Source organism: Leeuwenhoekiella sp. H156 (assembly GCF_052218455.1).
GTDB classification, from domain to species: Bacteria; Bacteroidota; Bacteroidia; order Flavobacteriales; family Flavobacteriaceae; genus Leeuwenhoekiella; species Leeuwenhoekiella parthenopeia.
This window is the reverse complement of sequence record NZ_CP197499.1, coordinates 2450756-2475823: the sequence shown is the minus strand read 5'-3', so window position 1 is coordinate 2475823 and position 25068 is coordinate 2450756. Positions and strand designations below refer to the sequence as shown.

Sequence of the window (25068 nt, the reverse complement as noted above, 5' to 3'; positions counted from 1 at the left end):
TTTTCAGTCCCGCTTGCTCCTAAAAACGCAATGAGTAACTTTACGGCCAAAGCCCAATTGTATAGTTATGAATCTTAAAACCATAATAAACAACCTCGAATCTTTTGCACCACTGGCCAATGGCGAGGATTTTGACAATGTAGGCCTGTTGGTAGGAAATCCTGATTCAGAAGTTTTCGGAATTTTGGTAACCCTCGATACACTTGAAAAAACCGTTGACGAGGCCATTGCAAAAAACTGCAACCTCATCGTGAGTTTTCATCCCATTATTTTCAGCGGACTCAAAAAAATCACCGGTAAAAACTATGTGGAGCGCGTGGTGCTCAAAGCCATTCGGCATGACATTGCCATTTACGCAATTCATACGGCCCTTGACAACCTGCCACAGGGCGTAAGCAAAGGCATGTGTGACGCACTGGGGCTTGAAAATCGAAAAACACTGATTCCAAAAAAAGGAGCAATTAAAAAGCTAACCACCTATATTCCGCAGGATGCGTTTGAAATGGTGCGCAACGCCTTGTTTAAAGCCGGAGCAGGAAATATAGGCAACTATGAGGAGTGTAGTTTCAGTCTTGAGGGTGAGGGTACTTTTAAAGGCAATGAGGCCAGCAATCCGGTCGTAGGCAGTAAAGGAGAGCTTCATACCGAACCCGAAAAGCAACTACACATCACTTTTGAAGCACGGCTGGAGTCTAAAGTGCTTTCGGCATTATTCAGCACCCATCCCTATGAAGAAGTTGCTTACGAGATCACGACGCTTGACAATGCCAATCAGAATATAGGTATGGGTATGCTGGGCGATTTACCTGAAGCTTTAGAAGCCATGGCATTTTTGAACCGGGTTAAGCAGGTATTTAAGGCTGAAGGCATCCGCCATTCGGCTTTACCTGAAAAACCTGTAAAAAGGGTTGCGGTTTTAGGCGGAAGCGGAAGCTTTGCCATTGAAGCTGCAAAAGCCGCAGGAGCAGACGCCTACATTACGGCAGATCTAAAGTACCATCAGTTTTATCAGGCTGAAGATCAGCTACTACTGGTAGATATAGGACATTACGAGAGTGAACAATACACAAAAAATATAATGGCAGACTTTCTTACGAAAAAATTTACTAATTTTGCAGTCGTTTTATCAGAAGAAAACACCAATCCTATTAAGTATTTATAATATGGCAAAAAAGAACGAAGCGACCGTAGAAGAGAAACTCAGAGCTTTATATGATTTGCAACTGATACACTCTCGGGTCGACACCATACGTAACGTGCGTGGCGAGCTTCCTCTGGAAGTTGAAGATCTTGAAGATGAAGTTGCAGGACTAAATACCCGACTTGAAAAACTAGGAGGTGAACTAAGCCTTATTGATGATCAAATCAAGGCTAAAAAGATATTAATTGAAGACGCTAAAGCGGCTATCAAAAAGTATACAGAGCAGCAAAAGAATGTACGCAACAACCGCGAGTACAACTCTTTGAGCAAGGAAATCGAATTTCAGGAACTTGAGATTCAACTTGCCGAGAAAAACATTCGCGAATTTCGCGCTCAGATCGAGCAGAAAAACGAGGTGATCGACAGCACTAAAGAACGTGTTGAAGAGCGTAAGAAACACCTTAAGCACAAAAAAGACGAACTCGAAGAAATCCTTGCAGAAACACAAAAAGAAGAGGAAGCTCTTCTTGCTAAAAGCGAAACCTACGAAGAGCTTATCGAAGAGCGTTTGGTAAAAGCTTACAAGCGCATTCGTTCTAACGTTCGCAACGGTCTGGCTGTTGTGGCTATTGAACGTGGTGCATCAGGAGGATCCTTTTTTACCATCCCACCACAGGTGCAGGTAGAAATTGCAAGTCGCAAAAAGATCATCACAGACGAGCACAGTGGCCGTATTCTGGTAGATGAAGAACTTGCAAAAGAAGAACAGGAAAAAATGGATGAGATTTTCGCTAAAATCTAATTCAGACAAAGTATAATTCTAAAAGCTCCGCCAAGCGGGGCTTTTTTTATGCATATCACACGAGTTTAACAGGCTGTTAGCAGCCTGGCTATAGGAATTCTTTTAACTTTAATCAAATTCCCAACTCATGAGATTATATAGCTCAATACTTATAGCGCTTTTGCTCCTTTCCTGTAAGAACGGCAGCACCGGTAATGAGGCAGATCAACGCATGGCTCAGCTTGAACCGGTACAGACACAACCCGTAAACGGCTATCAACGCGCCTATTTTGCAAGCGGTTGTTTCTGGTGTGTTGAAGCGATTTTTGAAAGTCTGAAGGGCGTGCACGAGGTTATAAGCGGTTACAGCGGTGGAACGGAAGAAAACCCTACTTACCGTCAGGTAAGTTATGGCGAGACCAATCACGCCGAGGCAGTTGAAGTCTTTTACGATCCTGCAGTTATTAATTATCAAACGCTGGTGAAGGTGTTTTTTGGTTCACACGACCCAACCACCCTAAACAGACAGGGGCCAGACCGTGGCAGACAATACCGCTCCATCGCCTTTTATCAAAATGAGCAGGAAAAAGAAGTGATAGAGAACACGATCAAACAGTTGAATAAGCAGGTCTACGATGGCGAAATTGTAACTCAGGTTTTACCTTTTCGAAAATTTTGGCAGGCAGAAGACTATCATCAGGATTACGAAGAAAAAAACCCGGGAGACCCTTATATCCAGGGGGTTTCCATACCACGCTCTAACCGATTCAAAAAACAATTCCCAGAACTTTTAAAAGACAACGCTCACTAATGAAAACCGTTACCAACCTTGCCTTAGTTTTGTTCTCTATGACAGCAGGAGCTCAGGAAGATTTTTCCAAGCTCAAATGGCGCAACCGTATTTTGATATTTTCAACCCAAAGCCTTAAAGACGAAGTTTTTGTAAGTCAGTGGGAAAATTTCAGAAGTTCAACCAAAAAAATTGAAGACCGCAATATTCTGCTTTTTGTACTTTCTAAAGGTCGTCTTCTGGATAAAGACTTAAAAGTACTCCCCAATTACCACATCGCACCTTTACGTAAAAAATACAACATCCCTCAAAGCTACGAGGGCATTACACTCATAGGTAAAGACGGAGGGGTAAAACTTCAAAAGCCTCTTACAACAGAGCCCAGAATATTTTTTGAAGCGATAGACCAAATGCCTATGCGCCAGCAGGAAATGCGTCACAACATAGACGATTAGTTGCGTTGAAACTACAAAACCTTTGTACTAAGGATAGGAGACTTCTGAGTAATCTATCCTTTTTTTTTGTTTTAGGACAGCGCTGCTTTTTCCCGCTCTGTTTATCTGATTAAAACCCGCAAAACACACCTCTTCGTTTTATTTTATCAAACGTTTAACAGCATAACCTGTCAGGCTGAAGTAATTTATAGACTGATATTATAACTCTGTTGAATAAGGCTTTTTTAGCCTGTTTAAAACAAAAAATAAAACTATGAAAACCAATCAACCGCTTTTAGAATCATTTGATTTAGGCGCAATTACCTTAAAAAACCGAGTCGTTATGGCTCCTATGACCCGTAGCCGTGCAGACAATCCTGAAGCCGCACCTACAGACTTACACGTCAAGTATTATACACAACGCGCCGGTGCCGGCCTCATCATCACCGAGGGATCTCAGGTTTCCAAACGCGCAGTTGGCTATATTCACACAGCCGGAATTCACAGCAAGGCACAAACCGAAGGCTGGAAAAAAGTTGTGGATGCTGTTCACGAAAAAGACGGAAAAATCTTTATTCAGTTGTGGCACGTAGGCCGTATGTCGCATCCTGACTTTCACAACGGTGATAAACCTCTTGCTCCAAGTGCCGTAAACCCAAATGCAAAATCCTACACTCCGGAAGGTTTCAAAGATACCGTTGAGCCCAAAGCTATGTCTCTTGAAGAGATCGAAGAAACGCAGCAGGAATTTGTAAATGCTGCCAAAAACGCCAAAGAAGCCGGATTTGACGGCATAGAAATACACAGTTCTAACGGCTATTTATTTCACCAGTTTTTTAATAAAAAAGCAAATCTTCGGGATGATCAATACGGCGGAAGTATGGAAAACCGGGTGCGCTTTTTCTTTGAAACCCTGGATAAGGTAAAAGAAGTTTGGCCTGAAAACCGAATCGGAGTGCGTCTTAACCCATCTTTAAACGGTACGTTTGGCATCGAAGCAACGGCAGATACCATTCCTACGTTTGATCACATCATCGAGCGACTCAATAATTACGATTTGGCCTATTTACACCTCTCAGAACCTTTTACAGATGTAAGTGATATTGAATTTCTGGAAACCGAAATCGCCAAACGCTATCGTCCCCGTTATAAAGGAAACTTAATGATCAACGCAGGTTTTACTCAGGAAACAGGTAATGCCGTGATTGAAGAAGGCAATGCAGACCTGGTAGCTTTTGGTAAATTGTTTATTTCAAATCCCGATTTACCTCAGCGTTTTGCGCTTAATGCACCTATGGCCGAATGGGATCAGGATACGTTTTACACCCAGGGACCTAAAGGCTATACAGACTATCCCGCCTACGCGCCAGAAAAACAAGAAGCCTAATATGCAAATGTTATGTTATTTCGTTAATTGTTAACAGCTTGTAGCATACACATACATTAATTTAAGGGTCAGTTCCTAATTGACCCTTTTTTTATGAAACATTATGATGCACAAGCCCTTGAAAATTTGCCTTCAAGGTATCGCGCCCATTTTATAAACAGCTGTACCGGCTTTAAATCTGCAAATCTTCTGGGTACCATTTCTGAAGATGGTATTACCAACGTGGCTATTTTCAGCTCGGTGACTCACCTAGGCAGCAATCCTCCCCTGCTCAGCTTTATTTTAAGACCCAATACCGTAAAGCGAAATACCTATGACAACATTTTAAAAACCGGTGTTTTTACGGTAAATCATGTCAATCAGAATTTCATCAGAGAGGCACACCGAACTTCTGCTAAATACGACGGTGGTGTTTCAGAATTTGAAAAAACCCTGCTTACCGAAGAATATTTAGATGATTTTAAGGCACCTTATGTAAAACAAAGCCGGGTAAAACTGGGCTGCGAGTTTGTCAATGAATATTTCATCAAAGAAAACAATTGCCACTTTATCATCGGCGCCATCAAGCATGTCTATGTAGATAAAGAAATACAGGCTGAAGACGGATGGCTCAACCTGGAAACGGCTCAAACCGTTTGTATAGACGGATTAGACGGTTATGCCCTTCCGCAGATTTTAAATCGCTTTTCCTACGCAAAGCCCGATGAAAACGTAAGATCCCTTTCTGACCTTGGCTCATAAAAAACCACATCTTCCTCAAAAAATTTGTGCAAACTGCGGCAAACCTTTTACGTGGCGAAAAAAATGGGAGAAAAACTGGGATGACGTTAAATACTGCAGTGAACGCTGCCGCAGATCAAAATCAAAAACATGAATATCGTCTGGTTTAAAAACGACTTACGCACACAAGATAATCACAGCCTTTTTAAAGCGGTTCAGGAAAACCAGCCCGTAGTTGCGGTGTACTTTTTTGACCCTAAGCAATTTAAAACAGATCGCTTTGGTTTTAAAAAGACCGAAAAATACAGGGCACAGTTTCTAATTGAAACCGTTCAGGAACTTCGCAGCGAACTGAAGAAATTAAACATTTCATTACTCATTTATACCGAAGAGCCCGAAACCAAACTTCCCGAACTCATTGAAAAATACGAGGCTCAAAAGGTTTACCTTCAAAACGAATGGACTTTTGAAGAACGCCTGGTTATTGATGGGGTTAAAGCAAATTGCGAGGATTCTGTAGCGTTTATTGAAACCTACGATCAATTTTTGATACATCCCGATGATCTGCCCTATTCTTCCTTCAGCAAAATCCCTGAGGTATTTACCCAATGGCGGAAGAAGTGTGAGAAGCAGGCTGATATCAGGCAAGCCGTAGCGGTTGACCCGCTTCAACCTGAAAATCTGGTTGCTGAGGAAACGCAAATTCCCTCTCTTGATGATTTAGGTTTAGAATCCTTTGAAGTTGATGAGCGCACTGCTTTTCCGTTTAAGGGTGGAGCGCTTCAGGCGTTGAAACGGATTGAAAATTACTTTTGGGAGACCAAAAATTTAGCCCGTTATAAAAAAACCCGAAACGGGCTGGTGGGTAAAGATTACAGTTCAAAACTTTCGGCATGGCTCGCCAACGGAAGCATTTCGCCCCGAACCATCTATTACCAGGTACAAAAATTTGAAAAGGAAGAAACCAAAAACGACAGCACCTACTGGTTGATTTTTGAACTCTACTGGCGCGATTTTTTCAAATACGTTTCGCTTAAACACGGCGATAAAATTTTTCACCTGAGTGGCATTTTAGAAAAAGACTACGACTGGAGCACTAATAAAGCCGCCCGCGAAGAATGGATTGAGGGGCGAACCAAATATGATTTTGTAAATGCCAATATGAAAGAAATCGCCCTGACCGGCTTTATGAGTAACCGCGGCAGACAAAATGTAGCCAGTTTCTGGGCGAAAGAACTGCAGCAGGACTGGCGTATAGGTGCTGCCTATTTTGAAAGTATGCTCATAGACTATGATGTACACAGCAATTATGGCAACTGGCTTTACAACAGCGGGGTGGGCAATGACCCGCGGGATCGCAAATTCAATATAGAAAGTCAGGCAGATCGTTACGATGGTGATCGCAAATACCGCGATCTTTGGTTAGCCAAAACTTTATTTGATTAATTTTTTGGCAAAGCCAAAACGACACGTCTTAAAACACTTTAGATTTTGAAAACCTTACGCCTCATTCTTGGAGATCAACTCAACCACAAACATTCCTGGTACGACGATGACAGCACAGACATGGTCTATTTTATGGCCGAAATGCGCCAGGAAACCGATTATGTGAGGCATCACATTCAAAAGGTAGTGGCCTTCTTTGAGTCGATGCGCAATTTTTCGCAATGGCTGGAAGAACACGGCAAAAGCGTAATCTATTTTAAAATTGATCATCCGGATAACGAACAGGATTTGGTCAAGAATCTGAATAAACTCATCAAGGCTCACGATATCGAAAAGTTTGAATACCAACTCCCCGATGAATACCGGCTTGATGAGCAGCTGAAAAACTTCTGCAACGACCTCGATCTGAAGACCGAAGCCTTTGATAGCGAACACTTTTTAACTTCACGTACCGATCTCGAGCAGTTTTACAAAGGCAAAAAGACCTATACGATGGAATATTTTTACCGCGATATGCGCAGGAAATATGATATCATGATGGTGAATGACAAAGATCCTGAAGGCGGTAAATGGAACTTTGATCAAAGCAACCGCAAAAAATGGAAGGGCAAACCTGAAATCCCCCACGAGCGGGGTTTCCGTAAAGATGTATCTAAAACTCTGGAGCAAATTGAGGAGGCAGGAATCAAAACCATTGGCAATATTGACGCTTCCTCATTTAACTGGCCTACCTCCCGCCCCGATTGCCTGAGTGTTCTCAATTATTTCTCCGAAAACTTATTGATACACTTTGGCGACTATCAGGATGCGATGGACCCCGATCAGATTTACCTGTTTCACAGCAGACTGAGTTTTGCGATGAACAGTAAAATGCTGCACCCCAAAGAAGTGATTGAAAAAGTAATTGGCTACTGGCGCGAAAATCAGAACCAGATCGACATCAGCCAGGTTGAAGGTTTTGTGAGGCAAATTCTGGGCTGGCGGGAGTATATGCGCGGGATGTACTGGATGAAAATGCCGGGTTACAGACGCAGCAATAAACTCGACAACCAAAACAAATTACCTGATTTTTACTGGACAGCAGATACGAAAATGAACTGTATGCACCACGCTATTAAGCAGAGCCTGGATCACGCCTACGCACACCACATACAGCGACTTATGATTACGGGTAATTATGCACTGCTAACGCAAACCCACCCCGATGAAGTAGACGAATGGTACCTGGGCATCTACATCGATGCTATAGAATGGGTAGAAATCACCAATACCCGGGGAATGAGCCAGTTTGCAGATGGTGGCCTGGTTGCCACAAAACCCTATGTTTCCAGCGGAAGCTACATCAACAAAATGAGCAATTATTGTGGTGATTGTGCGTACAGCGTCTCCAAGAAAACCGGTGAGAACGCCTGTCCCTTCAACAGTTTATACTGGAATTTTCTCTACGAAAAACAGGAATTCTTTAAAGACAACCAGCGCATGAATATGATGATGAGCATGTTAGAGAAAAAAGACCAGAAAGATCTTGAGGCTTTGGTAAGCCGCGCTCAGGAAATCATAAAAAATCCTCAAAACTTCTGATTTACAAGTTAATTCGCTGTTAAGCAAATTGGTCAGCTCAGATTCATGATCTACTTTTATAATACTAACCAATATATTTATAATTATGAGAGATATAATCTGGCTCATCGTGGTGATACTATTAATAGGTTGGCTTGTAGGCTATTTTGGCTTCGCTGAATCTGTAGGAAGTTTAATCCACATTCTATTAGTACTTGCAGTAATTGCAATTTTGTACAAACTCGCAACGGGCAGACGTCTTTAACTAAACAACCAAAAAGTATGAAACGTTTTATTTTAATTTTTGCCGTAATGGGCACACTGGCAACAACCTTATACAGTTGTCGCGAAACAACCGAAGATAAAGTAGAAGACGCCGCAGATGATGTAGGCGATGCTATGGAAGATGCTGTAGATTAAACAGTGTATTTCAATCCTATTTAACCGCTCTATCGAGCGGTTTTTTTGTGCGCATATTTGTCAAAATCCTTAACAAAGCCCCGTTAACAAGGGTTAAAAACCTTGAGTTTGCCTGCTTTGCTGCTTAACTTTAGAAGAAATAACAACAACTATGAAAACAGAAACTGCACAAAAACCAATAACAAATCTACAAGGAACCTGGGAACTTAATAATGGCTACAAAATGCCTTATTTAGGCCTGGGCGTTTGGAAAGCCGAAGACGGTGAAGAAGTAATTAATGCCGTAAAATGGGCAATCGACGCGGGTTACCGTCATATAGATACCGCCAAGGCTTACGATAATGAAGAAGGAGTAGGAAAAGGAATTAAAGCCAGCGGAGTCGACCGAAAAGAGCTGTTTATCACCAGTAAACTGTGGAATACCGATCAGGGTTATGAAAGCACCTTAAACGCATTCCATAAAACTCTGGATCGGCTCGACACCGATTATCTTGACCTGTACCTTATACACTGGCCTGTAGAAGGCAAATACAAGGATACGTGGAGAGCTATGGAAAAATTATATAAGGAAGGGAAAATTAAAGCTATTGGTGTAAGTAACTTTCTGGAGCATCAGCTTAAAGATCTTATGGAAGATGCAGAAATCCATCCTATGGTAGATCAGCTTGAATTTCACCCCTGGCTGGTACAAAAGGATTTGCAAAAATTCTGCGCCGAAAACAACATTCAATACGAGGCATGGTCTCCGCTGATGCAGGGTAAAGCCTTCAAGAATGAAACTTTAAAAGAAATTGGAGAAAAATACGGTAAAACTCCGGCTCAGGTAGTATTGCGCTGGGATCTGCAAAACGGAGTCATCACGATTCCTAAATCAACTTCGAAGGATCATATTAAAAGCAATGCCGACCTGTTTGATTTTGAACTGAGCGAGGATGATATGCAAACCATAAACGCTTTAGACAGAAACGAACGCATTGGGCCCGATCCCGATAACTTTGATTTTTAATTATAAGAAATATATTTTGGCAAACTACCTGGGATTAAGGCCTAAAGGCGTTAGTTAAAAATAAATTTTACTTTTTAGGCAAGCCTGTGGTATTAATCCCCTTGGCGGCGCCAATGAAAACCTGCCTGTCCGGCAGGTTTTTTTAATGCCCTAATCTGAAAGATTTTTCAGCATTTTGCCCGGCAAAGCCTAAGAGACTTTGTAGTTTTGCCGAAAAGCATTTTTTTGATTTATGTGGAATTTAGAAGGAAAAACGGCTCTGATTACAGGAGGAACTAAAGGTATTGGCCGGGCAACGGTTATGGAATTTGCAAGACTGGGAGCCAAAGTCATTTTTACCGCCCGCAATGGTGCTGAAGTTGCAGCTTTAGAACAGGAACTTAGCGAAGCAGGCTATATAGCATCGGGGATGGCCGGTGACGTTACTATCGAAGACGATCAGGACAAACTCACCGATTTTGTGTTTCAGCGCAGCGGTACCCTTGATGTTTTGGTTAACAACGCAGGCATCAATATCCGCAAGGAAGCGCACATTTACGAGCCTGAAGAATACCGCAAGATTCTGGAAGTAAACCTCATCGCTCCTTTTGAACTCACCCGTAAATTTTTCGCTTTGCTAAAACGCAGCGGAAAAGCTTCGGTTATTAATGTAGCTTCTGTAGCCGGATCTCAGGATGTAAAAAGCGGCGCTCCTTACGGCATGTCAAAAGCCGGACTCATTCAGGAAACCCGAAGCCTCGCCTCCGAGTGGGCTGCCCACAACATTCGTGTTAATGCGGTTTCTCCGTGGTACACCGCTACGCCTTTGGTCAAAGAAGTAATGGATCAAAAAGAACGCTACGATAAAATCGTAGAGCGCACTCCTATGAAACGCTTTGCAGAACCCGAAGAAATGGCAAATACGATCGCATTTTTGGCAATGGATAAAGCTTCGTTTATCACCGGTCAAAACCTGCAGGTAGATGGCGGTCTCAGTGCGAATGCGCTTTGATAATGCTGAATTAAGAATGCAGAATTATAAAGTTTAGCTTGGAAATCAGAATACCTCGTAGTACTGTTTTGAATGCAGCATTCAGAGTGCTGAGTGCTGAATGATGAGTTATAACGTTTACCTCAGCACTTAGAACTTCTATTTATTATAACCTTTTAAACAGACTTGAGAGTATAGGCGTAATCCTTAAACTAAAAAACTCTTAACTTTTAACTCATAACTCTTAACTCCTATTTATACCCCTGTGCCTGGAGGTCAAAAAGTTCGGCGTAGAGTTTCGGTTCCTGCATCAATTCTTCGTGCGTACCCAGCTCGAGAATGCGTCCGTTTTGCAAAACCAAAATACGATCTGCCATACGCACGGTGCTAAAGCGGTGCGAAATGATGATGCTGGTTTTTCCTTTAGTCAGGTCAATAAAGCGTTCAAAGACCTCATATTCTGCCTTGGCATCAAGAGCCGAGGTAGGCTCATCCAGAACCATAACCCGTGCATCTTTCATATAAGCCCGTGCCAGGGCGACTTTCTGCCATTGTCCGCCTGAGAGTTCCTGCCCGCGGCTAAAACGCTTGCCCAGTTGGGTCTCATAACCGCTGTGCAAGGTTTCGATTACTTCGTTTGCCAGACTCAGCCGGGCGGCATTGGCAATACGCGCGTCATCATTGACCGCAATAATATCTCCCACCGCGATATTTTCGCGAAGCGTAAACTCATACCGAAAGAAATCCTGAAAAATAACCCCGAAAAATTGCTGATAAGCCGCCTTCTCATAGGTATTGATATTGATGCCGTCCAGTAAAATTTCGCCTTGCGTAGGCTCATAAAACCGAAGCATCAGCTTGATTAATGTGGTTTTTCCGGCACCGTTTTGACCTACAAAAGCCATTTTCTCGCCTGCTTTGAGCTTAAAACTTACGCCTTTTAAAACTTCGTGATCACTTCCCGGATAAGCAAAATGCAAGTCTTTGATTTCAAAACCGGTATGGATTTCTTTTGGCAAAGCCGAAAATTCCCGGTCTTCATCGGTTATTTTCCAATCGATAAAATCAAAGTAATCCTTGAGATACAGCGCACTTTCGGTTATTCGGGTAAAATTGGTAAAGAAGGTTTGCAAACTGGTACGCAGGCGGTTAAAAGACGCCGAAAGAAACGTGAGTTCACCAATCGTGATTGTCCCTACCAGAACACTGCGTATAATCACCAGGTAAGCCCCGTAATAGCAAACCACGCCCAAAACATTAAAACCGGCACTGTAAGCGCTTCTTCTTATCGTAAGCTTTTTATTGATCTCAAAGTATTGCTCGCTCAGGTTTCTAAAGCGTTTGGCAATAAAATCGGTCAGCCCAAAAAGCTTGATCTCTTTGGCTGTTTTATCATTTGCCCCGATGTAGCGCAGGTAATCGAGCTCACGCCTTTCGGCTGTCCAGCTTCTGGAAATTGAATATTGCTGACCGCTGAAGCGAATTTCATTAATAAACAACGGGATGATGCTGAGTGCCAGCAAAACGATTAAGATCGGTTGAAAATAAATCAGTCCCGCGATAAGTGTACCTATAGAAATAATGCTTTGTGCCTGAGCCAGAGCGGTACTCATAAGCCCTACCCTGCCCTGAGTCTGCTGGCGCGCGCGCTCCAGTTTGTCATAAAATTCAGAATCCTCCAGCTGGCCAATATCAATTTTACTGGTTTTGCGTATCATTTTCTCAGAAGAATCGATGTTATAGCGGTCGCCCAGCAATCCATCGGTAATGCCGGTAAGCCGGTTTAAAATATCAGACAGAATAACGATACCAAACTCCAGCAGCACGTAATTCCACAACTGGGTATAATCGGCATTTGTGGCATCAACCTGAGCTATAATTTCGTCGATGATGAGCTTTCCTACCCAAAGAATAACTACAGGTGTAAACGCGTTGACCAGTCTGCAAAACAGATTGGTTAAAAATAGTGACGGACTAACGCTCCAGATTTCCTTAAAAAATCGGGGTATAAACCGCAACGCCTGAAAAGAAGTTTTGACGCTGGTTTTCTTTTGATCCTGAATACTGCTTAAGCCATTTGCCATACTGCAAAGATACTCCTACCGCAAACAGAAACTCAAGCCCTCCTGACTAAAGTTTTATAAGGTACAATCGCAATACGCATTGCTGCCTTTACCAAAACGATAGGTAAGTGTAAGACCGAGATAGGTGTACCAGTCGTTGTTCTCAAAATTGACCAGGCGGTTAGGCTCAACGCGCTCATCATCGGGATACGAACCATCCAGATTGTCACTAAAACTGTAACGCGGAGCCAGCTCGATACCCAGCATAAAATTGCGTCCTACAAAGGTTTTAAATCCGGCTCCCATAGGTACGGTAAGTCGGGTGCGGGTGCCATAAACTACAGACTCCACATCCTCAAATCCGGTGGATAACGGATAATAAGCCTCATCGCCATAAATAGCTCCCAAACCCCCGTAAATGTAAAAATCAATGGGGTTGGGTTTGTTTTTAAAGAAGGAAAAGGGCACAAACTCTAAAGCTACGACGCCTTCAATATTGGTATGCTCAAAAGAATAATACAAATCGCGACCTCTGCCGTTTCCGCGAAAACCATCGTTGGCATCCCGGTCGTTATCGGCAAGAGTTAAATAGGTAATACTGGCTCTGGCACTTAATTTTTCGGTAAAATTCATCTTACCAATTACGCCAAAGAATGCCCGATTGGGTGCCACAAATGCTTTCTTACCAATCTCCCCGTAATAATTAACCCCGCCGAGATATAAACCCAGATCGTAGGTGGTTTGAGCATGGAGTTGATTGAAATAAAAGCTTAATAGTAAAGAGGTAACGATAAAAGATTTAAGTTTCATAAAATGCCGGTTTAAAATACATGCAATGGGGTTTAACCAAAAGACCTGAATCTCACGCCTATAAAATGACGTTAGAAATCAGCTCCATAACCAGATTAGGTTGAAGCACTTGTATGATCGCAGATTATGGGGCGTAGAAACAGGCTTAAATTGACCAGTGAATTCAGCTTATTTCTTAACTTTCAAAATAATACTATTTCATTCTATAACGCTAATAAAATTAAAAATTGTCTAATACAGGATTAATCATCGAAGAGCGCGCCCGGGATATCGGCGATTTTCTGGTAGGTCGCTTACTGCCGTTTCGTAAAAAAAGAATGGTAGGCCCTTTCATTTTTATAGATCATATGGGGCCAAATACTCTGGGACCTGAAGATTATATGGATGTAGATCAGCATCCGCACATCGGGTTGTCTACACTTACCTACCTCATCGAGGGCGAGCTCATGCACGAAGACAGTATAGGCACCTACCAGCGCATCAAACCCGGCTCTGTAAACTGGATGGTCGCGGGTAAAGGAGTAGTACATACCGAGCGTACCCCAAAAGATATGCGCGATGGCAATGTATTTACCATGCACGGCTATCAGATTTGGGTGGCCTTACCCAAAAAACTTGAACATACCGAACCCGCATTTCATCATATAGATGCCGAAGTGTTGCCACGCTGGCGCGAAAACACCGCAGAATATAAGCTTATTTCCGGTAAGGGTTACGGTAAAACGAGTCCGGTGCCCGTACACTCAGATTTGTTTATGATTGAAATTAAAGCCGAAGATGATCACAAACTGGATATTGCCGGAAAGCTGGAAGGAGAAATCGCCGTAACCGTGGTTTCAGGCGAAGTCGAAGCTGATGGCGAGCGCTTTAAAGACGGAGTTATGCTCGTGAGTAAGACCGACGAAGTTTGCAAAATCAAATTGCTCAGGGGAGCGCACGTATTTCTTTTTGGAGGGAAGCCTTTTGAAGAAGATCGCCACATCTACTGGAATTTTGTAGCCACTTCAAAAGAACGTATCGAAGAAGCTAAACAAGCGTGGAAAGACCGCAAATTCCCGGAAGTTTCAGGCGACAATACCTACGTGCCTTTACCCGGTTAATCAGGACGAGGTTTGTAAGTTCAGGGATTTGGTTTTATTTCGGTAATATATAATCAAAGCCAGACTGCACAGGGCACTGCCAAAGAGAATATACAGCAATGGCGTAACGCTTTCGGTTACCAGCTGCGCCACCAGTATACTGGCAACAGAACCAAAGATCATCCCGATACTGCCTACCAGCGCCGATGCACTACCCGCCTGTTTATTAAAGGGATCAAGAGATAATGCGGTAACATTAGGATTTTGAAAACCTACCAGGAACAACATAATAAACAGGAAAGGATACATGATCCAGAAATCCAAGGCGATAAAACTTACAACAAGCCCTATCCCGGTTAACACGGTAAGCGCCACACAGGTCGCAGTGGTGATTTGTAAGAGCGAATAGCGTTTTAATGCCAAACGGTTAACCTGACTGCCCAAAATAAGCCCCAGCGCATTGCTGCCAAACACCCAGCCAAAATGCTGCTCGGTTAACCCGAAGTATTCAATAAATACAAAGGGCGCGCTGCTGACATAGGCGAGTAGACAACCCATCGTAAAACCACGGGTCATCGCAAAGATGAAGAACTCCCGGTTTTTTAGGATAGAAATATATTCCCGTACAATCTTTTTGGGTTTCAGGCTGGTTGCGCGATTGGGCTTTGCACTTTCGGGCAGTATGAACGTAATGAGCAACAGCATAAGTACTGCAAAACCGGCCAGTATAAAAAACACGGCTTCCCAGTCAAAAGCTGCAATGACTAGTCCGCCAACGGTTGGCGCAATAATAGGTGCGACCCCCATAATGAGCATCAGGGTCGAAAGCACATCAGCCACTTGTTTTTTCTCAAAAAGATCGCGCACAATGGCTTTTGAAGCCACCATCCCGGCACAACCCCCAAGCGCCATAAAAAAGCGGGCGATGATGAGCATATTAAGGCTAAAACTAAATGCGCAAATCAGGGAGGTTGCGATAAAGAGCAGTAATCCCCCAATAAGCGGGCGCCTTCTGCCGAAACGGTCCATCAGCGGACCGTAAGCGAGCTGACCAATGGCAATACCAATTAAATAACTGGTTAGGGTAAGTCCCACTTTACTGATATCTACGCCAAAATCATCTGCTACATTGGCAAAGCCCGGCAGGTACATATCTATAGAAAAAGGTCCTATAGCGATGAGTGTCCCCAGGATGAGAATAATGAGCGTTCGTGATGATGTTGTATACCGTTTTGTCATAACCTTATTGCGTCTGCAAAATTACGGCTTGTACCAGCAATAACGGGCGTCAGGTTGTTATTAAAATGGTAAAACTGCACCTTGTTTTCTTAAGGTAACGATGTCGTAAATGCCCGCTAAGGATCTTCATGCTTTACCATTTAAAGGGTCTGAAATAAAACCAGAAATATCAGGGGAAAAACGGGCTGTTCCGGTCTTTGGCGTTGCCCATAAAAAAAAGAGATGCAGACGGCATCTCTTTTTTTATCGTTATCAGGCCCGAAATCGCTGAGGGGGCACAGACGTTATGTGATGTTCTTCAGGATGGTGATCGGGGTTTTTATACTCCCTTACCACGTACTCGGTGCTGTTTCTGAACTTTTGCAGGAGTTCATAATTCACGTGAATAGGAACCTGTAAACCCGGATATTTCAGGGCGTACATATCTCCTTTTTTTCCTACTAACTCTAACTCGATAGGTGTTTCCATAATCTTAAGGTTTAATTAATAGTTTTAGCAAAAGCCAAACAAAAAAAATACCAAATGACCCCGGAAGCCTTTCGCCCGAAAACGGCTGTCAAATTTTCAGAATTTGTGTTCTATCCCAGACGCATAGGGACTTCCATCAACAATACCGAAGCATTTTCAGCGGCTGTTAATTCTACCGAAGTAGTATCGTAAACCCCCAGACCATCGCGGCGTCCCAGTTTCTGTTCTGCGGCAGTGACACTTCCTTCGAGAACAAAAATATACAAACCGTTGTCCTTTTTATTGAAATCGTAAGTCACCGCTTTACCGGCGTCCAGATCCACCATATTAAACCATGCGTCCTGATAAATCCAAACACCATCATCTTCTTTATTAGGCGAAAGCACCTGCTGTAGTTTGTTTTTTCGGTCTGCTTTGTTTAGTGTGATCTGATCGTAACGCGGCTCTACGTTTTGCTGATTTGGAATCACCCAAATTTGCAAAAACCGGACTTCCTCATCTTTGTTTTTGTTGTATTCAGAATGTTGTACCCCGGTACCGGCACTCATCACCTGGATATCGCCTTCTTTGATAACCGTGGTGTTGCCCATACTGTCTTTATGCTCCAAATCTCCCGATAACGGGATGGAAATAATCTCCATATTTTGATGCGGGTGCGTACCAAAACCCATACCACCACTTACCTTATCGTCGTTAAGCACGCGTAAAACGCCAAAGTTCATCCGCTCGGGATTGTAATAATTGGCAAAGCTAAAACTGTGTTTGCTGTGAAGCCAGCCGTGATTGGCATCGCCCCGGGTATCGGATTTATGAAGAACTGTTTTCATAAGAATTTGATTTTATTAAAAAACGGGATTTAAAGCTTTAAATCCCGTTTTAAAGTTACTGTTAAAGAGTCGAAAGTTAAGTGTAGAACTTACATAAAATAACAGACTATCACTTAGCCTACAGACCTCGTTTCTTAAAAAGCATATTGCAGTCCGGCTGTAAAGACTTCATTAGTCTTTAACTGCACACACTTCAGATTTTGATAAATAGGGTGTTGCAATTCAATCCCTAAGCGCAGGTTTTTCAGGACTCCTTCAGGGATTAAAAAGTTGGCCCCTAATCCTGCTTCAACATAGGTTCCGCCGCTATTAGCTGTATCGGCAGTAATAACCATCATAGGATTCAAATCGGGGTTGGCCCCGTCTATTGAAGCCTCGTAACGCGCGGCGCCTCTTACAGAGAAACTTACCCAACTACTTACCGGCGCGGCAAACCAACTTTGAAGTTGATAGCGATTACCTAAGGTATACGCGTTATCATTTTCTCCAAACCTTAATACAGTCTGAGCCTGAGCTCCAAAAGAACTTCTGCTCCATCTTTTGCTGTAGGTGAGTCCTAGAATACCATCATATGTCCCGCTTCCCAATTGCATCGGGTAGGGCACAACAACCGCAGTTCCATTAGAAGCGGGTGTTACCGCTTTTTCATCAATACTTCCGGTAGGTAAAGAAACTCCCAGCTGTGCATGCCAGGAAGACGCATTCGCTTTATAAAACTGATATAAAGCAGAGACCTGAGTATCACCCCATCCCCGGGTTGCCGTCTTAAAGTTTAATCCCATAGCTGTTACGTGCTGCATATTATTATCGACAAAATTAGTCATCGCCATCAGCGTAATCTGGTCTGTAGGTGCATACATTGCTCCTATCATATGCATTTGCATAGGCATACGGGTTGGTGTAACCCTATAATTACCCTTTGGCTTTAAAGCATTGCTAAAAGGCACATCTTCAGAACCGCTTTTCAACTTTGACATATTCATATACATATAGCGGTAAGACACCATAAATTCGCCCTTGTTGTGAGTGTGATCTGCCATGATGCTTATGGGCGCGTGGGCATCTGCCCGTGCTTTTAATAAAGTATCATAGGAGTTGTTTTGAGACCATAGAGTGGCTGTTGCGCATAACATTAGCGCAAAAAAATAGATTTTCATTTTAAAATTAAATTTTTGAGTTGATTAAGATGATGATCAGAATACTGATCTGTATTTTATGTTAACTCAAAAGCTGTGGAGGAGGATTAGGAACTTCATCTGTAAATGAAAAGAGACTTCGTTGATACCCAAAATTCAAGCAATCGTGATCAGACGGCAGGCTCTCAAAATTAAAGAGTAAAACTTCCTGAAAGTACAAAGGCACAAATGCCCGAGATATAGTCAAAATACCAGACTCTCTTTTTGCTGTACCAGCCAAGTCAACATTAAGCTGTTTTGCAAGATGACATTGCCCGTTACATTGCATTTGCGGTTTGTCCTTATTGACACAATAAGTCTTAATGATGTAGTCAATATTCAGCTCAAAATAAAACAAATACCCTCCCTGATAAATGGGCTTGGCAAAGCACGAAAGCAAAAAAATATATGGCAGAAGGCGTTGCAATGCTTAACAGTTTAAAATCGGTATCGATAAATGCCCCATCATTGAGCCTGCAAAAATAGATTCTTTCAAAGGTTCCATAAATAAAAAATAGCAGCAATTCTATACCCTACGCTAAAGCTTTGTATTTTTGGCACTTTAAAACACACACTATGAAAAAATTACTACTCAGCCTCGCGGGTCTTGCTACCTGTATCGCTTGTAAAAACGAACCCAAAACGGAAGAACCTGTTGAAATGGTCGAAGTTGTAGAAGAAGTACGCACCCCAGAACAGGAAGTGGCCTATGCCATTGCAGATGCCAGCGGTCTTGCCAACTGGGACAAGGTTTCTGAAGTAGCGTTTACGTTTAATGTAGACCGCGGTGATTCGCATTTTGCACGCTCATGGAAATGGAATCCCAAGACACAGGACATCACCATGATGACCGCTCAGGACACCCTTACCTACAACAGAGCTACCGTAGACAGCACCAGTATGGATGCTGACAAAGGCTTTATAAACGATGCCTACTGGCTGCTTGCCCCTATGCATTTGGTTTGGGATAAAGAGAACACCACGTTGACCGTTCAGGATACGGCTACTGCGCCTATGAGCAAGGAAAAACTCAGCAAAATCACACTCACCTATACCGACCAGGGTGGTTATACTCCGGGTGATGCTTACGATTTCTTTTACGATGATAAAAACATGGTTAAAGAATGGATTTACCGTCGTGGAAATGTTTCTGAATTCTCGATGGTAACTACCTGGGATGATTATCAGGATTATAACGGAATACAAATCGCCTCAGACCACAAAGCGCCTGAAGATGCTGTACACCTCTATTTTACAGATATCGCGGTAAAGACTGAAGAATAATTTCTGAAGCTTAATCTTTAAAAAGCCATTTGAGAAATCAGGTGGCTTTTTTTTGTGGATGTTGAGCGGGAAGTACCCCTGCGGGTAAGGACTGCCTAAATTTGATAGCAAATAGTCTTCAAACTCCTTCCCTTTGAAGGGGAGGCCGGGAGGAGATGTTCGCTGTCCTTCACGCAAAAGACCACTTAATGGGAGTTAATCTCTTTAGCGTTATCCATAAAAATTATTTCGTATTCCGTTTCAGGCTCATAGCGAGAATTCCCGCAGCGGCCGTAAAGCTCATCAGCGCCACAAAACTGCTTTTCAGATCAAAGGTTTCGGCCAGAAAGCCTAAAAACACCGGGCCTATCAACAAGCCCACAAATCCGGTTCCCGCGATAAAACTGATTCCTTCGGCGGCCTGAATGCCTTTCAGCTTTCCGCTATATCTAAACAACTCGGGCACCACCAGTGACAAACCGATACCTACAAAACCAAAACCCACTAAAGCCCAGGCTGTGATTGCCGTAAGGGTGAGTCCAAATCCCAGAGTCGCCGTAAGACAACCGGCAATTAAAATAATACGTGAACCAAAACGCGCACTGATGCTGTCTCCAAAAAAACGTCCTAAAGCCATCATTCCGTTAAAAATCGTGTAGCCCAAACCTGCCAGAGCCAGATTCGCAAGAGTCACTTTTTCCAGATAGAGCGCGCTCCAGTCTACGATCGCCCCTTCTGAAGCCATCACCAGAAATCCTATTATAGCCAGACCAAGAAGCGGCCGCAAATTCTTCAGTTTAAAATGCCCCTCACGCGTTTCTTTAACAGCATCGATATGCAGATAATGACGCGAAAGCAGCAGGTTAACTAAAAGCATCAGCAACACAACCACCCCGGCATGGTACACGGGCAGGCTCACCAGATCTAAAACCAAAGCCCCAATACCGGCGCCAAGCATTCCGCCCAGACTAAAAAAACCGTGAGAAACCGACATAAAATGTATGCCATCGCGTTTTTCGATTTCGGTGACCAAAGTGTTTATGGTCACATCCAGCAGACCCGAAAATACGCCCACCCCAAACAAAGCCGCACAAAGCTGTACATACGAACCGGCGAGAAAAGGCCCCAAAAACATCAGGCAAAACCCCAATACCGCTAGCAATGTTGCTTTTCCCAGCTTTAAAAAACTGATGATTTTTGGCACAAAAGGAATCGTACACAGCGTCCCGAGTGCCATAAAAAACACGGCAAAACCCAGTTCGCCTTCCGAAATCCCGAGACGGTGAATGATTTTTGGGATGTAAATTGCCCAGGTTCCAAAAACGATATTGAGGGTCGCAAATAAAAATGCCGGTGCAAAATACCTCCAACTGCTAAAAACGATACGTAAGGCCTGCATAGATTCGGTATTAAAAATTGAAATTACCAAAATTTACGGGACTGCTTAAAACTATTTTAATTCCTATTTTTACAGTCTATGTTAAAAGAAGAAAAATTGCAGTATCAGAACACGCCAGACTTTGCCAAACAGGCCGATAGCGAAGATCCCTTGGCGCATTTTCGTGAAAAGTTTAACCTTCCCAAGGATGAAAACGGTAAAAACCTGATCTACCTCTGCGGAAACTCGCTAGGCCTACAGCCCAAAAAAGCGCGTGATTACGTAGCCGAAGAACTCGACAACTGGGCTGAAATTGCAGTAGAAGGCCATTTTAAAGCCAAAATCCCCTGGACGGAATACCACGAAATCCTGGCACAGCCCATGGCTGACATCGTGGGTGCAAAACCCGGTGAGGTCGTAATTATGAATACGCTCTCGACCAACCTGCACCTGATGATGGTTTCGTTTTACCGGCCAACACCTAAACGACACAAGATTTTAATAGAAAGCGATGCGTTTCCTTCAGACAGTTACGCGGTAAAATCGCAAATACACGAGCGCGGTTACAATCCCAACGAGTCTTTAATCCTCTGGAAACCCAGAGCCGGTGAAGACCTGTGCCGCCTGGAAGATCTGGAAGCCCTGATGGAGCAGCACGGGGAAGAAATAGCCCTGGTGATGATTGGCAACAGCAATTACTACACCGGTCAAAAATACCCCATCAAAGAAATCACAGAGCTGGGTCACAAGTACGGCTGCAAGGTAGGTTTTGACCTTGCGCACGGCGTGGGAAATATCGATGCAGATCTGCACGAAAACGGACCTGACTTCGCAGTGTGGTGCACTTATAAATACCTCAACAGCGGGCCCGGTGCCCTCGGCGGCTGTTTTGTACACGAACGCCACGCAAACGATAGCAGCATTCCCCGGTTTACGGGTTGGTGGGGCCATAAGATGGACAGCCGTTTCAATATGCGGGTTGATTTTGATCCCATTCCGGGAGCAGAAGGCTGGCAGCTGAGCAATCCGCCTATTCTTTCTATGGCACCCATACGTGCATCTCTGGAAATTTTCGCGGAAGCGGGCTTTCAAAACATACGCGCCAAATCCCGAAAACTCACCGGCTACCTGGAATACCTCATCAACGAGATTAAAGACGACCGTATTTGGATTTTGACGCCATCCAATCCTGAAGAGCGCGGTTGCCAGCTCTCGATTCAGGTAAAAAATGCAGACCGCAGTATGCACGACGGCTTTATGCAGGCCGGGATCATTTGCGACTGGCGCGAACCCGATGTGATCAGGGTTGCCCCTGCCCCGCTCTACAACAGTTTTGAAGATGTGTATGAGATGGCACAACGCCTGAAACAACTTTTAGCCCAAAAATAACTCGTGTTTGTAGTAAACGACACCAACTAACTACCTCTTTTGAAAAACCAAGAACACATACTCATCATCGGCGCCGGTCTCTGTGGCTCCCTTCTTGCCTTACGTATGGCGCAGCGGGGTTACCGCGTTACGCTGATGGAGAAAAGACCCGACCTGCGTAAAGAAGTAATAGACTCCGGTCGCTCGATCAATCTGGCGTTTTCAGACCGGGGAATGAAAGGATTGCGACTTGCGGGCCTGGAAGAAAAAGTACTGCCTTTGTGCATACCTATGCGCGGCCGCATGATTCACAGCGCAGACGGCCAGCTTTTTATGAGCCCCTACAGCGGGCGTAGTCACGAGTATATCAACTCGATTTCACGTGAAGACCTCAACGTGATGCTGCTTGATGAATGCGAAAAAATGCCGGAGATCACGATGCTTTTCAATCAAAGGTGTACCGGGGTAACCCTCGAAACCGCTGAAGCTACTTTTGAAGATTACCATACCAAAGAGATTAAAAGCTATCAGGCAGATGTGGTGATGGGAGCCGACGGCGTGGGTTCGGCCCTGAGAAAAAGCATGCTCGACCATCGCAAATTCTTATTCAGCTACGGGCAGGATTTTTTGACGCACGGCTATAAAGAACTTTCTTTCCCACCCCTCGGGAATGGCGGCTATCAGGTAGAGAAAAATGCGCTGCACATCTGGCCGCGCGGTAAAGATATGATGATCGCGCTTCCTAATCTCGATGGCAGCTTTACGGTCACGTTGTTTCTATCCTGGGAAGAAGGCAAAGACAGTTTTGAAAGCCTCAACAGCGATGCAGCTGTAACAGACTACTTTGAGCGCGAATTCCCCGATGCCCTGGCCCTGATGCCCGATTTACTGGAAGAATTTAAAGCCAACCCTACTTCCCCGCTGGGTACCATAAAATGTTCCCCCTGGCACGCCTATGGCAAGGTTTTACTGCTTGGCGATGCGGCTCACGGGATCGTGCCGTTTTATGGGCAGGGTATGAACTCGGCTTTTGAAGACATTTTTGTGCTTGACCGGTATATAGATAAGCACGAGGGCGACTGGAAAGCTATATTTAAAGCCTATCAGGACGAGCGCAAAGAAGATACCGATGCTATTGCAGACCTTGCAGTAGATAACTTTCACGAGATGAAAGCACACACGGCACGGCCTATTTTTCAGGAAAAGCGAAAACTGGAAATCGCCTTTGAAGAGCAATTTCCTAAAGAATACTTTTCAAAATACAGTCTGGTGACCTTTCGGGAAGATTTACGCTATTCGGAAGCAATGCGGCGCGGTCGTGTGCAGGATAAAGCCATTTTAAACCTCATTCACGACGGAAAGTTTACCGATGCGATGTCGTTGCACGACAAGCTTGATCTGGTTAAACAGGAAACCCGCAAAATGCTTCACGACGATGAAGTGGTTGAAGGACTTGAAGAAGATTAACTATGCATTTTATTTCTGAAGATCTGGACGACTATGCGGTAGCGCATTCTTCTCCCGAGCCCGAAATTCTGGCCCGGCTTACCCGCGAGACCTATCAGAAGATGGTGCAGCCGCGTATGCTGAGCGGGCATTATCAGGGTCGCATTTTAAGCCTGATCTCAAAGCTGAAGGCTCCCAAAAAAATCCTCGAAATTGGCACCTACACCGGCTACTCGGCATTATGCCTGGCGGAAGGATTGCAGCAGGATGGCATATTGCACACCATTGATGTAAATGAAGAGCTTACAGACTTTCAGCGCAAGTACTTTGATGCTTCGGGATATGGAGAGCAAATCAAACAACATCTGGGCTCTGCTCTGGAGGTCATTCCCCAACTCGAAGGAAATTTTGACCTGGTTTTTATTGATGCCGACAAACCCAATTATCCCGCCTATTTTGACCTCATTATAAACCGGCTCAACCCCGGAGCGCTGCTGCTTTCAGACAATGTATTGTGGAGCGGAAAGGTGGTGGAGCCGCTAGATCCCAAAGACAGTTCTACCAAAGCGCTTCTTGATTACAACAGGATGCTTGCAGAAGAAGAATCGCTGGAAACCGTATTACTTACAATCCGCGACGGACTCACACTAAGCCGTAAACGTTAAGGCAAAAAAAATCCCGCATCGATAAGCATCGAGGCGGGAATTATAATTAACACTTAGTACGGATTAAAAAAAGATAACAGTTTATATACCTCGGGTAAAACCTTTCAAACGTAGAACCCAAAATAGCTACTGCTATCTGTTTTTAATGCTGAAATCCATCAGATTGAATTTCACACTTAAATTACAGCTTAAAAATAGAATAATTCTAATTTTTCCTGAAAATATTATCACTTTGCCAGTTTACGGCAGAAGAATTAAAAATATGAGGGATTTGATAGCGTTTGATACTAAAACTTACGCTTTATAGGACCGGTAATGTCTTCGATATTACGCTTGGCATCTTCGATTTCCTTCTTCATATCCTTGGTAATATCAGGATCAAGACCCTGTTTTTCGGCGCTTTTGGTGATTTCATTCTTAATATCATCTGTGGCATTGCGCAGGGTGCGCATACCTTTGCCCAGCCCGCGGGCAATATCGGGAACCTTATCTGCGCCAAATACCATAATCACAATAAAAATGATAAAGGCTATCTCACCACCACTTATAAATAAAGGTACTGTCATCATAGTGCAAATATAACGGGAAAAATGAAAAGCCGATGAGTGATCATCGGCTTTTATTATTTCAAA

General features: G+C 43.7%; 27 protein-coding genes. 18 read left to right on the top strand and 9 right to left on the bottom strand.

The features are described 5' to 3' along the window. Nucleotides 1-67: 67 nt before the first annotated feature. The 13 genes from ACSSS3_RS10810 to ACSSS3_RS10750 all read left to right on the top strand — a co-directional run bounded on the left by ACSSS3_RS10810 (nt 68) and on the right by ACSSS3_RS10750 (nt 10676). Complete coding sequence (locus tag ACSSS3_RS10810; protein WP_442844624.1) at nt 68-1162, top strand: Nif3-like dinuclear metal center hexameric protein; 1095 nt, start codon at nt 68-70, stop codon at nt 1160-1162. Between the two features lies 1 nt (nt 1163). Further along, nucleotides 1164-1943, top strand: a complete 780-nt coding sequence (locus tag ACSSS3_RS10805) for a zinc ribbon domain-containing protein (RefSeq protein ID WP_228231363.1) — start codon at nt 1164-1166, stop codon at nt 1941-1943. A gap of 127 nt (nt 1944-2070) precedes the next feature. After that, complete coding sequence (gene msrA / locus ACSSS3_RS10800; protein WP_442844623.1) at nt 2071-2733, top strand: peptide-methionine (S)-S-oxide reductase MsrA; 663 nt, start codon at nt 2071-2073, stop codon at nt 2731-2733. Then, nucleotides 2733-3167 (top strand): DUF4174 domain-containing protein, encoded by a 435-nt coding sequence (locus ACSSS3_RS10795; protein WP_442844622.1) that lies wholly within the window; start codon nt 2733-2735, stop codon nt 3165-3167. The genes msrA and ACSSS3_RS10795 overlap by 1 nt, the downstream gene beginning before the upstream one ends. Before the next feature lie 253 nt (nt 3168-3420). Further along, on the top strand, nt 3421-4533 hold the full coding sequence (locus ACSSS3_RS10790; protein ID WP_442844621.1) for an alkene reductase: 1113 nt from the start codon (nt 3421-3423) through the stop codon (nt 4531-4533). A 93-nt stretch (nt 4534-4626) separates the two neighbouring features. Continuing rightward, on the top strand, nt 4627-5274 hold the full coding sequence (locus tag ACSSS3_RS10785) for a flavin reductase family protein (protein WP_228231359.1): 648 nt from the start codon (nt 4627-4629) through the stop codon (nt 5272-5274). After that, complete coding sequence (locus ACSSS3_RS10780) at nt 5264-5407, top strand: DUF2256 domain-containing protein (protein ID WP_442844620.1); 144 nt, start codon at nt 5264-5266, stop codon at nt 5405-5407. The genes ACSSS3_RS10785 and ACSSS3_RS10780 overlap by 11 nt, the downstream gene beginning before the upstream one ends. Beyond that, nucleotides 5404-6699: a DASH family cryptochrome gene (locus ACSSS3_RS10775; protein ID WP_442844619.1), complete on the top strand. Its 1296-nt coding sequence runs from the start codon at nt 5404-5406 to the stop codon at nt 6697-6699. The genes ACSSS3_RS10780 and ACSSS3_RS10775 overlap by 4 nt, the downstream gene beginning before the upstream one ends. Before the next feature lie 42 nt (nt 6700-6741). Beyond that, nucleotides 6742-8280 (top strand): cryptochrome/photolyase family protein, encoded by a 1539-nt coding sequence (locus ACSSS3_RS10770; protein WP_442847421.1) that lies wholly within the window; start codon nt 6742-6744, stop codon nt 8278-8280. An 85-nt stretch (nt 8281-8365) separates the two neighbouring features. Then, nucleotides 8366-8524: a lmo0937 family membrane protein gene (locus tag ACSSS3_RS10765; RefSeq protein WP_128759385.1), complete on the top strand. Its 159-nt coding sequence runs from the start codon at nt 8366-8368 to the stop codon at nt 8522-8524. 17 nt (nt 8525-8541) lie between these two features. Continuing rightward, entirely contained in the window at nt 8542-8679 is a 138-nt protein-coding gene (locus ACSSS3_RS10760; RefSeq protein ID WP_228231356.1) for a hypothetical protein, read from the top strand. 151 nt (nt 8680-8830) lie between these two features. Then, nucleotides 8831-9685 (top strand): aldo/keto reductase, encoded by an 855-nt coding sequence (locus ACSSS3_RS10755; protein ID WP_442844618.1) that lies wholly within the window; start codon nt 8831-8833, stop codon nt 9683-9685. A 232-nt stretch (nt 9686-9917) separates the two neighbouring features. Continuing rightward, nucleotides 9918-10676 (top strand): SDR family oxidoreductase, encoded by a 759-nt coding sequence (locus ACSSS3_RS10750; protein ID WP_228231354.1) that lies wholly within the window; start codon nt 9918-9920, stop codon nt 10674-10676. 230 nt (nt 10677-10906) lie between these two features. Here ACSSS3_RS10750 and ACSSS3_RS10745 read toward each other — a convergent pair whose 3' ends face one another. Both ACSSS3_RS10745 and ACSSS3_RS10740 read right to left on the bottom strand, forming a co-directional pair. Further along, nucleotides 10907-12739 carry an ABC transporter ATP-binding protein gene (locus tag ACSSS3_RS10745; RefSeq protein ID WP_442844617.1) on the bottom strand — a complete coding sequence of 611 codons (1833 nt, stop codon included), beginning with the start codon at nt 12737-12739 and terminating at the stop codon, nt 10907-10909. A gap of 54 nt (nt 12740-12793) precedes the next feature. After that, nucleotides 12794-13528: a DUF6089 family protein gene (locus ACSSS3_RS10740; RefSeq protein ID WP_442844616.1), complete on the bottom strand. Its 735-nt coding sequence runs from the start codon at nt 13526-13528 to the stop codon at nt 12794-12796. 227 nt (nt 13529-13755) lie between these two features. Here ACSSS3_RS10740 and ACSSS3_RS10735 point away from each other — a divergent pair, with 227 nt between their 5' ends. Continuing rightward, a complete protein-coding gene (locus tag ACSSS3_RS10735; RefSeq protein ID WP_442844615.1) occupies nt 13756-14628 on the top strand; it encodes a pirin family protein in 873 nt (290 codons plus the stop codon). On the opposite strand, the gene ACSSS3_RS10730 is transcribed toward ACSSS3_RS10735, so the two are convergent. From ACSSS3_RS10730 to ACSSS3_RS10710, 5 genes are all read right to left on the bottom strand, one after another. Continuing rightward, nucleotides 14629-15846 (bottom strand): multidrug effflux MFS transporter, encoded by a 1218-nt coding sequence (locus ACSSS3_RS10730; protein ID WP_442844614.1) that lies wholly within the window; start codon nt 15844-15846, stop codon nt 14629-14631. A gap of 252 nt (nt 15847-16098) precedes the next feature. Further along, nucleotides 16099-16314: a hypothetical protein gene (locus ACSSS3_RS10725; RefSeq protein WP_228231349.1), complete on the bottom strand. Its 216-nt coding sequence runs from the start codon at nt 16312-16314 to the stop codon at nt 16099-16101. Nucleotides 16315-16424: 110 nt separating this feature from the next. Then, nucleotides 16425-17141 carry a pirin family protein gene (locus ACSSS3_RS10720; protein WP_442844613.1) on the bottom strand — a complete coding sequence of 239 codons (717 nt, stop codon included), beginning with the start codon at nt 17139-17141 and terminating at the stop codon, nt 16425-16427. 134 nt (nt 17142-17275) lie between these two features. Then, the gene (locus ACSSS3_RS10715; RefSeq protein WP_442844612.1) at nt 17276-18298 is read right to left on the bottom strand and encodes a transporter; all 1023 of its coding nucleotides are present in this window, start codon (nt 18296-18298) and stop codon (nt 17276-17278) included. A 61-nt stretch (nt 18299-18359) separates the two neighbouring features. Further along, nucleotides 18360-18743: a hypothetical protein gene (locus ACSSS3_RS10710; RefSeq protein WP_442844611.1), complete on the bottom strand. Its 384-nt coding sequence runs from the start codon at nt 18741-18743 to the stop codon at nt 18360-18362. A gap of 149 nt (nt 18744-18892) precedes the next feature. Between ACSSS3_RS10710 and ACSSS3_RS10705 the strand changes: the two genes are divergently transcribed. Then, nucleotides 18893-19600, top strand: a complete 708-nt coding sequence (locus tag ACSSS3_RS10705; protein ID WP_442844610.1) for a hypothetical protein — start codon at nt 18893-18895, stop codon at nt 19598-19600. A 223-nt stretch (nt 19601-19823) separates the two neighbouring features. Here ACSSS3_RS10705 and ACSSS3_RS10700 read toward each other — a convergent pair whose 3' ends face one another. Continuing rightward, the gene (locus ACSSS3_RS10700; RefSeq protein WP_442844609.1) at nt 19824-20978 is read right to left on the bottom strand and encodes an MFS transporter; all 1155 of its coding nucleotides are present in this window, start codon (nt 20976-20978) and stop codon (nt 19824-19826) included. A gap of 78 nt (nt 20979-21056) precedes the next feature. Here ACSSS3_RS10700 and kynU point away from each other — a divergent pair, with 78 nt between their 5' ends. The 3 genes from kynU to ACSSS3_RS10685 are packed head-to-tail and all read left to right on the top strand — an operon-like array spanning nt 21057 to nt 24436. Continuing rightward, complete coding sequence (gene kynU, locus ACSSS3_RS10695) at nt 21057-22346, top strand: kynureninase (protein ID WP_442844608.1); 1290 nt, start codon at nt 21057-21059, stop codon at nt 22344-22346. 39 nt (nt 22347-22385) lie between these two features. Continuing rightward, complete coding sequence (locus ACSSS3_RS10690; RefSeq protein ID WP_442844607.1) at nt 22386-23792, top strand: FAD-dependent oxidoreductase; 1407 nt, start codon at nt 22386-22388, stop codon at nt 23790-23792. Between the two features lie 2 nt (nt 23793-23794). Continuing rightward, nucleotides 23795-24436: an O-methyltransferase gene (locus tag ACSSS3_RS10685; protein WP_228231343.1), complete on the top strand. Its 642-nt coding sequence runs from the start codon at nt 23795-23797 to the stop codon at nt 24434-24436. Nucleotides 24437-24723: 287 nt separating this feature from the next. On the opposite strand, the gene ACSSS3_RS10680 is transcribed toward ACSSS3_RS10685, so the two are convergent. Beyond that, nucleotides 24724-25005, bottom strand: a complete 282-nt coding sequence (locus ACSSS3_RS10680; protein WP_228231342.1) for a Sec-independent protein translocase subunit TatA/TatB — start codon at nt 25003-25005, stop codon at nt 24724-24726. Between the last annotated feature and the right edge of the window lie 63 nt (nt 25006-25068).